The sequence below is a fragment of the Peptoniphilus sp. genome, assembly GCF_034090345.1.
Taxonomy (GTDB): domain Bacteria; phylum Bacillota; class Clostridia; order Tissierellales; family Peptoniphilaceae; genus Peptoniphilus.
Genome location: NZ_JAXDSS010000066.1, coordinates 1 through 11463, shown reverse-complemented (window position 1 = coordinate 11463; position 11463 = coordinate 1). Strand labels below are relative to the sequence as shown.

The following is an 11463-nucleotide window of genomic DNA, read 5'->3' as shown; positions in this document are numbered from 1 at the left end:
TTGCGGTACTTCTTCTGTGGTTTCTATTGGTTCTGTTTCTTGTCTTTCCGGCGGCTCTGTCGTTTTATTTTCTTGTGTTATTTTTTCTGCTTCAACTGTTTTTTGAGCAATTTTAAACATGCCGAAAGTTGTCATTTCGTTTTTAGATTCTATTTGTTTTTCAACTTTTTGTATTTGATTTATCTTCGCTGATTCTTCCGACAATGAGTTTATCTCTTTTACTTCTCTTTCGGCTGAGATTTCTTCATACCCTTTTTCTGTAAGTTTGTATTTTTTTACTTGAATAGTATTTAATACTTTTTGTGAGTTATCCGGTGTAAGGTCTACTGTGAAGTTTTGTGTTTCATCTGTTGTATTTACAACTGTCTTTAGCCAATTGATCGTGTTTTCTCTTTGAATTCCATTGGTTAGGACGGCATTGTATGTGATTGTGTTATCTGTGTTTATTGTAAAGGTCTTATAAGAATTTTTGATTTCTCGTCCTATTTTAGTTTCTGTTCTTATAATTAGTGTATATGAATTTTGTTCTGCTAATATAGGTGTTTTTACTATTGTTTGTGTCACTTTGTTCGGCACCGGACTGTTTACTTCTGTTGCTTCTTGTATTGGGCTTGAGATGTTTCCTGTTGTTATCCTCTGTATTTGGTTTTGGATATCTCTGTAAGTTATGTTTGTATATGGATTGTATGTGTTTTCGCCTTCTATCGTGTCGAATTTTCTCGTTTCTATAATAGGGTAGTTAAGCCCTGCATCTCTTATTGTTATGAAATGATTTGTCTGTTCTGAGGCCTCGCCTTCTGTCTTGGTTTTATACACCCATGTTATGCTCTCTGCTTTTCTCGTATCATCTTTGTTTATTATCGCTTCTATTTTGTTTGAAAACGTTGTATTTCCTATCACTTCAGGTGCTTCTAAGTAGTCTATGCTTCCTTCTATTAAGTTTTCTTCTAATGTAGCTTCTTTTCCGACGTAGTTTTCCGGATTGTTCCAATCTAATCCGTAATTATTATTCTTTATTATCTCTCTTAGGATGTCGCCTTGTGGCTGATTTTGAATTTTTTGCACGTCAAACTGCATAGGTTGAGTTTCTGCTTGTGTGTTCACTTCACCTATGCTTTCTTTTTCTTGTGTTTGTTTTGCTTTTTTCGATTTATTGTTTTGTTCTGCAGTTTCTTTTGCAGATTCCAATATTATCTCAGTTTCGCTATTTTTATTTTTTTCTTCGGAATATTGTTGGTCATTACTTTCTACAAGACTTCCCGGTGTATTACCAACCAAATTAGCAGCTCTATCGTCCATCCCTGCTGCTATTACTTCTATAGGAAGAGCTCCTATCATTGTTATTATAGCTAATAAAAATATTCCTATTCTCTTACTCAATTTTAAATCCTCCACAAATTTTTAATGTATTCCTAAGTAGTCTTTGAGCATTATATACTATATTTATGTTTTTTAAAAGCCTAATTTCAAAATTCCTCAATATTTATCTAAGATTTATTATTTTTTAATTTTTTTGAATTTTTCAATGATTTATCGAATTATTATTTTCAGCTTTCCTTCATTGATTTTATAGGGTTTTATTTAACTATTTTTGTCTCTTTAATATTTTGCCAAGATTTTTTATTTAAAAGTGAGTTTTTATTTGCTGTTTTAAACTTGTAAGTTGTTTTAATATGTTGAGTTTCGTTATTCCTTTTAATTTGCTTTTTTTTGATTTTTTATTTTTATATTTTTAGTTTAATCGTTTCTATCAGTTCAAATTTTTCTACAATGTACCTATTCTTTATTATCGTGAGTATTTGAGTTTGTTTTTTATATACTTGCTCTATTATTTTTTGATTTCCCGCATATTCAACTGCGTTTTTATAATATTCATAGCTATAAGGCATTAAATATATTTTTTTAAATTTATTATCTTCGTTATATTTTATAAATGCTAATTTAGCTTCAATGTGTTGAGCCAATTTTATCTTTGCCCTTTTTATTTTTTCTAACACGCATTTTGTCATCTCAACTTCTGAGTCTTCTATACCATTTTCCAAATATAATTTTTTCAAGTCTCTTCTATATTCTTCTTCTGTGCTCTGTGCTATTTTATAACTTTTGTAGCTGTGTGTTTCATTTTGCAGCTCAATGCTCGTCTGTCTTAAAAATGTTGTGTGAGTTCCCATTTCATAGATGTATTCATACTTTTCATTTTGATATTCTAAAATTTTATGTCTCTTCTTATCTGCTAAATGTATGGCTATATAGAGGCTGTTTTCCATCTTTCTGCTCATTAATTTTATTTTAGATTTTTTATGTAACTCTTTTCTCTCTAGCCGGCTTTCAATTCTACGCTCGTTTTTAAAACTATCTTTATCGAGTGTCGGTTTCCTACTTGCTAGTGAAATTACCATTGACCCGACGGTTAGCGTAACCATTAACTTCTTTAATCTTGTCTTTGATCTTCTTCTATGAATTCTTTTTCTCATATGTCCTCCTATTTTCTTGATAGAGATTATTTATATTATATTTATTTCTGATAATATATCAATTTTGTTTTTTCAGGCAAGATATTTTATTGTTTTTTAAGTGTTTTTTTAGTTTTGTTTATGGGTCGTTACCACGAGCAAAGCTGGAAATATCGGTTAATTACAATTTTAATTGATAAATTTTACTTGAAATATAAACAATGTAGGGGCGGCACGTTTTTGCAAGATAAATAATGAATTAAAAAATAAATGGACAAATTGAAAAGATGATTAAGAAAGAAATATAGGCCCGCCCGTTTATATTGTTTTATATTTTAGAAATTTTATTTGCATTATATTCTTAACGTAGGGGCGGCACGTTTTTGTTATATTGGTTATGGAATTAAAATAAAATGGATAAATTGAAAAAGTGATTAAGAAGAAATATAGGCCCGCCCGTATTTTCGTTTTTGGGATTCATTTCGGATTTGTTAATTTTTTTGAATGTGATATAATGTGTTTAAAGAGGACACCGTTTAAGACGGTCACCCTAAAGGTTTATTTTAATAAAAAACCACCTATGGTTGCGATACAGGTGGTTTTTTTATATCCTAATTTACTTTAATAGTGTTAGGATGGCTATTATAAGTGTTGTTATCTTTATCACTAGGGATAAGATTTCATAATCACTCATAATACACCTCCCAATTTTGATATTGGGTGACCATCTGTATGTCCTCATATTTATTATAGTCATTTATTTTTTATTTTCAATTTATTGGTCCTTTTTTGGTTGGTGGGCGGGCCTGTACTGTTTTGTTATTTATTATTTTTATTTGTTTAATTTTGTTTTGATTTTTTATTTTTCTTGCAGTCACGTCGCCCTACGGTTATTGGTTATGTTCGTGTTTTTTATAAATATACAATTTGGTTTTGGTGTATCAATCTCTCTGTCACATTCGTGAGACATAAGTTTTTTATTGCCGGATTTGTTTTGGATTTGTTAATTTTTTTAAATGTGATATAATGTGTTTAAAGAGGACACCGTTTAAGACGGTTTGCTCGTTGTATAGGTTTTTTATTTATACCTATCTGTAGTGCAAATACAGATAGGTATTTTGCTGTCTATTTCTTTTTTTGAAATAGGGCTATGATAGTTACGGCTAATGTTAGATACATAAGCATTATGCTTAGTATTTCAAATTTACTCATACTATCACCCCCAATCTTTGTTGATTGGAGCAAACCATCTGTATGTCCTCATCTTTATTATAGTCATTTATTTTTTATTTTCAATTTATTGGCCCTTTTTTGGTTGACGGGCGGGCCTATATTGTTTTGTTATTTATATTTTTTATTTGTTTATTTTTGTTTTGATTTTTTATTTTTCTTGCAGTCACGTCGCCCTACGGTTATTGGTTATGTTCGTGTTTTTTATAAATATACAATTTGGTTTTGGTGTATCAATCTCTCTGTCACATTCATGAGACATAAGTTTTTTATTACCGGGTTTGTTTTGAATTTGTTAATTTTTTTAAATGTGGTATAATGTATTTAAGAAGACACCGTTTAAGACGGTCACCCTATGTGATATTTTTATTTAATACCATCTGTAGTGATGATACAGGTGGTATTTTTATATCCTAATTTACTTTAATAGTGTTAGGATGGCTATTATAAGTGTTGTTATCTTTATCACTAATGATAAGATTTCATAATCACTCATAATACACCTCCCAATTTTGATATCGGGCGACCATCTGTATGTCCTCATCTTTATTATAGTCATTTATTTTTTATTTTCAATTTATTGGCCCTTTTTGGTTAGTGGGCGGGCCTCGCTTCTCTCGTGCCGCCCCTACGTGTTTTTGAAACTGTTGTTTTATAAGCGGACCTTTCTTATATTTTAATAACTAATAATTTCCAACAAATTTCTGATCGTTTCTTTTAATTTTTCTTCTTTTAATCCACCAAATCCTATTATCAAATCTCTTTCGTATTTGCCTTGTGAGCTATAATCGGCAACTGTATTTAGTTTGATTGAATTTTTCGACAACTTCTCTTTTAAATTTTTCAAATCCCAGATTTTTTCGTCAACTCTCATTACAAAGTATGTGCCGGCATCTGCTCCCAATATTTCAATGCCTTCTCTTTTCAATTCTTTTATTATCACACTTCTTTTTTTTCTGTAATGTGCATTCATTCTATTGATATGTTTTTCAAATGCACCGGTTGCCATAAATCTTTCCAAAATATTTTGTTGGATAATTGAAGCTCCTGAGGTCGGAATTTGAATTTTATCGTATTTTTCTTTTAGCTTTTGTGGTAATACCAAGTATGAAACGCCTAAAAATTTGCCTACTATTTTTGAAAATGATCCGGATAATATAACTTTGTCGTCTTTATCCAAACTCTTTAGAGCCGGTATAGGCTTCCCGGCATATTTGAAATCACTGTCGTAGTCATCTTCAACTATGTATCTACAATTTTTATCTGCCCATTCGAGCAATCTCTGCCTACGTCTTAAAACCATAATTGTACCTGTTGGAAATTGATGGTTAGGTGTTACTATTGCTATATTTGCATTTGTCTTCTCTAAATCTGCAACTGAAAAACCGTATTTATCAAGGGGAATTCTATTTATTTTTTCGGATAGCCCATTTATCAAATCCATTGTCTTGTTGTATCCCGGATCTTCTACTGCAAATACGGGCTTGTCTATTAAAGACATGAGTATGAAAATATGCTCTCCGTATCCGCCTGTTATGATTATATTCTCCGGCGATACCGACACTCCTCTATGCTCTTTTAAATATTTTGCTATCTCAATTCTAAGCGTCCAAATCCCACCTTTTGGCAATGAAAAGTTTTTTAGGGAGTTTTCAATTGCTTCATTTGAGCATTTTTTAAGTATTGAAATTGGAAGTTTATCGGCATCTATTAAACTATGAGAAAAATTATATTTATATTCTGTAGCTGTTCTTTCTTCAAATACTATTTCAGGCTCTGGCATTTTCAATCTTTCTGCGTACAATTTATCTATAAAAAAACCTCGTCTTTGGTCTGAAACAATATAACCTTCTTCGGTGAGTTGGTCGTATGCAGTTTTGACTGTGTTAAGACTCACTCCCAAGTGTTGTGCCAATGAACGCCTCGATGGAAGTTTATCTTTCCATTTTAAATTTCCATTTTTTATTTCGTCTCTAAAGTATGTATAGATTTGTTCGTATAAATTTTTATTTTCTTCAAAGTGTATTGTAATCATATCTGGACCCTTTATTTTTTATTCTTTTGAATCTTTCTACAGTTTCATTTTACCATTATAATCGTCTTATATAAACATGGAGGTATGAAATGACTAAATATTCTAGAGAAGAAATACATAATCAATTAGCCGGCGGAGTTATCATGGATGTAACTAATCCTGAACAAGCTAAGATTGCTGAAGCTGCGGGTGCTGTTGCCGTAATGGCGCTTGAAAGAGTGCCTGCTGATATAAGGGCTGCCGGTGGTGTGAGCCGTATGAGTGATCCTCAAATAATTCTCGATATAATGAATGTAGTTTCAATCCCGGTTATGGCTAAGGCGAGGATCGGACATTTTGTGGAGGCACAAATTCTTGAGTCTTTGGGGATTGACTATATAGACGAATCTGAAGTTCTTTCTCCCGCAGACCATGAACACCACATAGACAAGAGAGTTTTTAACACTCCTTTCGTTTGCGGTTGTAGAAATTTGGGTGAGGCTCTTAGAAGAATTTCCGAGGGTGCCGCAATGATTCGTACAAAGGGTGAAGCCGGGACCGGAGACGTTGTACAAGCTGTTACTCACATGAGAACTATCCAAAGGGAAATGGCTGAGGTTGCTGCGCTTCGTCCTGATGAGTTGTATCACAGAGCCAAGTTACTTCAAGTGCCTGTTGATTTGCTTGAATATGTTCATGCTAATAGAAAATTACCTGTGTTGAATTTCTCTGCCGGCGGAGTTGCCACTCCTGCTGATGCCGCCCTTATGAGACAACTTGGTGCTGAGGGCGTGTTTGTTGGAAGTGGTATTTTCAAGAGCGGTAATCCTGAAAAGCGTGCTCAGGCAATTGTTAAGGCTGTTGCCAATTTTGATAATCCATCTGTTATTGCTGAGGTTTCTAAAAATCTTGGTGAAGCTATGGTGGGTATTAATGAAGATGAAATTGAAATTTTGATGGCTGAAAGATAATTTTATTGTGTTGGTTTTATTGTCTTTGGTTTATGGGTGGTTATGCCACCCATTTTTTATTGGTTTTTATTTGGTTGGCGGGCGGGCCTATGCTTTTTTACTATCTATTATTTTCTTACAGATACGTGCCGCCCCTACGTTTGTTAGTTATATTTATATTTTTTATATTTTGTTTTATTGCACAAAAAGAGACTCAAATTTGAGCCTCTTTAATTTGACACAGACTATTTAATTTTATCTAAGACCTCTTGAATAATAGTTTCCATAAATTGTTCTTCCATAGTTATCTCTAACTTCAAGAACACTCCAGTCTCCATTAGAAAGTCTTGTTCCAATGACCTCTACTAAATCTCCTCTATTAATTGCCCTACCATTATCATAAGTTGTTTGAAGTGTAAATGAGTCATTGTTTCGTATATAGTTATTATCTGAATCTTTTACAGTTAAGTAGTAAGTTGTTCCGGCTTGATTAAATGTCGGGTCAATCCTGACATCATCTACTATGGCTCTTACTCGGAAATTAGAACCTCTTTCCAAAATCTCAACCAGCTTAGCATAGTTACCACGCTCTCTAACTACGCTAACTTCTCTTCCTTGAAGGTCTCTTGGTGATAATTGCGTTCTTCCAATTCCATTTTCTCTGTAGTCGGTATTTCTACTTGTGTAAACTGTTTCAATATTTCCATTAAATGTTCTCACGTCAATTTTGTAACCATCGTAATCTTGGCGAACATCCACTATAGTACCTGTTAAGTTTTGTCCATTTACATAACCATTCCCAATGTTTGTTACTATTTTATAGTTTGTTGATAGTGTTATTCTTTCGCCTCTTCGAAGGTTGTCAAATAATCTTGTATTTGTGTAGAATGGATTGTTTCTATTCAATTCACTTCCGTAGAATGTATAAGTTTTACCGTCTTGAAGTTTTATTTTTATATATTCTCTTGTTGTTGAGGACCCGTAATAAACGTCTGTTATCTCTCCTGTTACTCTTCCATTTTTAGGATATGCTACAACTTCTGAAACTTTTCCTGAGTTATCTGTTTTAAATTCCACTAAATCATCAAGTTGCAATTGAGATACTCTTGTTTCAACTCCCAGCGAATAAACTTTTGCCTTATCAGCTAAAGTAAATGTTGCTGTATCTGTTGTTGAAATTTGAGTTGCTGTTGTTGTATCTACTTTGCTGTCATCTACTCTGTACTTAGCTGTGAAACCGTCTTGCGCTCTATTTGTAATATAACCGACTAAATTCTTAGATGAGTTTGTAACTTCCAATGTTGTGATTACATTGTTTGTGCTTTCATCTCCGGATTTTTGATATGTTACTTTAACTTCTTGATCCGGTTTCAAGTCTGTAAATTTCCAAGTTGTTCCATTGCTTGTAATCTTAGTGTTTGAATTTGTCTTTAATTGAATTGTAGATTTATTGCTTTGCTCAATAATAACTGTATCTACATTACTGATATTTGTAGCAACTACTATTTTCCCTGTAATCGTTGTAAGTTCAGGTGCTTTTTTCTTATTAGTCTTTAGATAGTCATAGGAAAGTTTAGTGATTTTTGCCATCTCACTTCTTCTTATACTTCTCGTCCCTTCGAACTTACCGTCTGAACCTGTTGATGAGAAAACTCCTTCTTTTACTAAATTAGCTAGGTATCCTCTTGTTGAACTTGGTATTGAGTTTTTATCTTCGTGTCTTAGGTATGATTCATCTCCTGTGGAAGATAATTTAAGGGCTCTTGCAAAGTAAACTGCGATAGTGTTTCTGTCAGGAACTATTTTACCTTTTTCTTCGCCTATAAATCCTTTTGTTGCTGCTTCTTTAACTGTTGCTTCTGAAAATACATTGTTTTCAATTGCAATTGCAAACGCATCTCTCGCCCATTCCGGAACTTTCGCTTCTTCTAATAAAGATTTATACTTAGCTCTTGCGGATGAAATTTCTGAACTGCTTGGACTCAAAAGACCTTTTATAAGTTCAACCGTCTCTTCTAAACTAACTGAATTATCCGGCTTAAATTCTCCGCTTGGATAGCCATTTATAATCCCTCTATCGCTAAGTTCGTCTATATACCCGTAAGCCCAACTATAAGGACCGTTTTTGGCAACGTCTTTGAATTCTTTAGCACTAACTAAACTTGGAGCAAGCACAACAGCACATAATCCAATTGAAAGTGCTTTTGTAATCTTATTTATTCGCATTTAAAAAACCTCCCTTGTTTTTTGTTATTATACCACATGTACATATAATTAATGTTACAAGATTGTTTCAATAAATTTAAAATAGTGCTAATATAGTTTTAAGATAGATATTTACTGTCAATTCGGTTATGAATATGAAAGAGGTGATCTTATGAGATATTTACCAATTAGTTATAATACTAAAGATAAAAATCTTCTTGTTTTGGGTGGAGGGTTATTAGCTTTGTCCAAAATAAAAAAAATGCTAGAAACTGAATTTAAAATTTACGTTATTGCTGAAAGTTTTGTAAATGAAATTTTAAATCTTCAAACTCAATATCCTGAACGGTTATTCCTAAAAGAAATGCAAATCAGTAATGATTTTGTCTTCTTTTCTTATGATTTTCTCTTGATTGCGACTACTAATTTCGAGCTCAACAATGCACTTGAAAATAGAGCAATAAAGACTAAAATTTTATATGAAAGATGTGATGTTGTTTCAAGTTCTTCGGCATTATTAAATGATTTTGTTTCCAGAGAGGATATTGTGGTTGGAATTTCAGATGAAAAGTTGAATCCTGCAATAGCTGAAATCATTAAAGATGATATTATCGAGCTTCTTTCTACTTACAATATGGATAAGATTAAAATTTTAAATAAAATAAGAGCTGAGTTAGTCAGAAAGAATGCACCTGATGTAGACGAAACTATCAAAAAATTATTTGATGAGGAAAAGATAAAGGCTGAGGACTTTTTGAACAATCTTCAACATCAAGATGCTCTTGAAGAAACTCATATTGAAGCCCCGATTGAATTTTCAGAAGAAAAGTCCGGCGATGTAACAGATTCTCTTGAGCAAATTTCCAATGAAAGTATAGATTCTACAGAATCTAAACAATATGAAAGTGTTGAGCAGCCGGAAATTTCGGAAAAAGAAAAACCTGTTGCCGAGGAACTTGAAAGTGAAGTTATAAATGAGCCAAAACTTGAAACTGTCCAAGATTTTGAAGTTCAATTCGAAAGAAAACATACTTCAAGCTCACCTTATGATACAAGCAAAGTTGAAAAAATCAATGATGAATTAAATAGCTCTGAAAATTTTTCAAAAGAAGAGACTAAAAATACTGAAACTTTTCAAACCAAATTAAAATCAGGTTGGAATAAATTTTCTAAGTTTGATTTCTTTAGAAAAAAATAAATTTTAAAATTAAAAGCCCTTTAAGTTTAGGATAAAATTTTATCTTTTGACTTAAAGGGCTTTTTTTATTCGTAATAATCGTCTTCCCTCACGTGTGTAAAGTAAACTTCACACTCGCTATATCCTAAATTTTTAACTTCTGTCTGTATTAATTCTGCCATTTTCTTTTCTAAGCTGAGACCTCTGTCAAATTGAATCACTTCAATTAGAGGGTACATTTCAAATTCTTTACCGTTAGAAAAATATTCTGTCATAGGTCGTTCAATTGTAAAATAGTCTATTGGCGTTCCTGTCATCTCAGATAACTTTTCAGGAAGTTCGGAACTTAACTCAATAGTGTCTTCTCTCTTAACTCCCTTAAATATCAACTGCGGCATAAATACCTCCTATTATTTCTACTGTTTTAGATAATTGTACTATGTCTTTATCACACATGACTACATAATTTGAATTTTTTGCAACTTATAATCTCTGTGAAAGATCTGTTATTTATCTTTATTCAGATTATTTTTTCATCTTTCTGCTATATAAAAGAATGAAATTATAAATTAATCTCACTCTTATATAAATATTATTTATTTTCATCTATGAATTTAAAAACTTCATTCCAATATTCTTCACCTAGAGAATATTTTGCTTCTGTATGTCCGGCATTTTTAGCAACTAATTTTTTCTTAGCTCCCATCTGTTTTGCATTATACAATTCATCAAGCATTCTAAATGGTACAAAGTTGTCATTCTCGGCGTGAATAAACATGACCGGTTTAGTTGATTTTGCAATTTGCTCAACTGCTGATGCCCCTTTAAAAGCATAGCCCGCCTTTATATTGCTTATCATTCCGGCAACATTTAAAATCGGAAAACTTGGCAAATTAAATCTAACTTTTAGCTCGGATTTGAAAATATCATAAACGGAAGTATATCCGGCATCTTCTATAAATACTTTAACATTATCCGGAGTTTTTTCTCCTGCCAACATCATAGTCGTAGCTGCTCCCATAGAAAGACCGTGTACTACAATTTCCGGATTTTCATTATTTTTAACTACCCAATCCACCCATGAGCTACTGTCATATTTATCTAAATACCCCATTCCTATATATTCGCCCTCTGAATTTCCGGAACCCCTTAAGTCCGGCATCAATACATTGTATCCTTTTTCAAAATATCTTTGAACATACGCATACATATCTTCATGGGTATCTCTGTAGCCGTGTATTATCAACGCCCAGTTTTTGGAGTCATTATTCAAATAACAATAACCTTTTAAGTTAAGTCCATCAAAACTTTTTATGCTTATTTCCTGTTGTGTGTTGTTGTCCAAAAATTCTTTATTTTTCTTTTCTTGAAGTTCTTTATTTTCTTTTATAATTGAATTTTCAATCTTTTTTAGAGGTTTTACTTTTCTGTTTC

General features: G+C 32.3%; 8 protein-coding genes. 2 read left to right on the top strand and 6 right to left on the bottom strand.

The features are described 5' to 3' along the window. The 3 genes from SOR77_RS05635 to SOR77_RS05625 all read right to left on the bottom strand — a co-directional run. On the bottom strand, positions 1-1380 hold a 1380-nt coding region (locus SOR77_RS05635), incomplete at its 3' end, for a hypothetical protein (RefSeq protein ID WP_320636194.1). 344 nt (positions 1381-1724) lie between these two features. Further along, positions 1725-2474, bottom strand: coding sequence for a hypothetical protein (locus SOR77_RS05630; protein ID WP_320636193.1), 750 nt, complete (start codon positions 2472-2474; stop codon positions 1725-1727). 1885 nt (positions 2475-4359) lie between these two features. Further along, positions 4360-5718, bottom strand: a complete 1359-nt coding sequence (locus SOR77_RS05625) for a PLP-dependent aminotransferase family protein (protein ID WP_320636192.1) — start codon at positions 5716-5718, stop codon at positions 4360-4362. A gap of 89 nt (positions 5719-5807) precedes the next feature. Between SOR77_RS05625 and pdxS the strand changes: the two genes are divergently transcribed. After that, entirely contained in the window at positions 5808-6668 is an 861-nt protein-coding gene (gene pdxS / locus SOR77_RS05620; RefSeq protein WP_320636191.1) for a pyridoxal 5'-phosphate synthase lyase subunit PdxS, read from the top strand. A 234-nt stretch (positions 6669-6902) separates the two neighbouring features. On the opposite strand, the gene SOR77_RS05615 is transcribed toward pdxS, so the two are convergent. Next, on the bottom strand, positions 6903-8873 hold the full coding sequence (locus SOR77_RS05615) for an S-layer homology domain-containing protein (RefSeq protein ID WP_320636190.1): 1971 nt from the start codon (positions 8871-8873) through the stop codon (positions 6903-6905). A gap of 151 nt (positions 8874-9024) precedes the next feature. Between SOR77_RS05615 and SOR77_RS05610 the strand changes: the two genes are divergently transcribed. After that, the gene (locus SOR77_RS05610; RefSeq protein WP_320636189.1) at positions 9025-10050 is read left to right on the top strand and encodes an NAD(P)-dependent oxidoreductase; all 1026 of its coding nucleotides are present in this window, start codon (positions 9025-9027) and stop codon (positions 10048-10050) included. 65 nt (positions 10051-10115) lie between these two features. On the opposite strand, the gene SOR77_RS05605 is transcribed toward SOR77_RS05610, so the two are convergent. Further along, positions 10116-10427, bottom strand: coding sequence for a DUF1904 family protein (locus SOR77_RS05605; protein WP_320636188.1), 312 nt, complete (start codon positions 10425-10427; stop codon positions 10116-10118). Between the two features lie 194 nt (positions 10428-10621). Further along, positions 10622-11463: alpha/beta hydrolase (locus tag SOR77_RS05600; protein ID WP_320636187.1), on the bottom strand; the 842-nt coding region annotated here is incomplete at its 5' end.

Bases quoted from the DNA above. Each gene is read 5' to 3' on its own strand.
- SOR77_RS05630 (WP_320636193.1), bottom strand. From the start codon at position 2,474: ATGAGAAAAAGAATTCATAGAAGAAGATCAAAGACAAGATTAAAGAAG.
- SOR77_RS05625 (WP_320636192.1), bottom strand. From the start codon at position 5,718: ATGATTACAATACACTTTGAAGAAAATAAAAATTTATACGAACAAATC.
- pdxS (WP_320636191.1), top strand. From the start codon at position 5,808: ATGACTAAATATTCTAGAGAAGAAATACATAATCAATTAGCCGGCGGA.
- SOR77_RS05615 (WP_320636190.1), bottom strand. From the start codon at position 8,873: ATGCGAATAAATAAGATTACAAAAGCACTTTCAATTGGATTATGTGCT.
- SOR77_RS05610 (WP_320636189.1), top strand. From the start codon at position 9,025: ATGAGATATTTACCAATTAGTTATAATACTAAAGATAAAAATCTTCTT.
- SOR77_RS05605 (WP_320636188.1), bottom strand. From the start codon at position 10,427: ATGCCGCAGTTGATATTTAAGGGAGTTAAGAGAGAAGACACTATTGAG.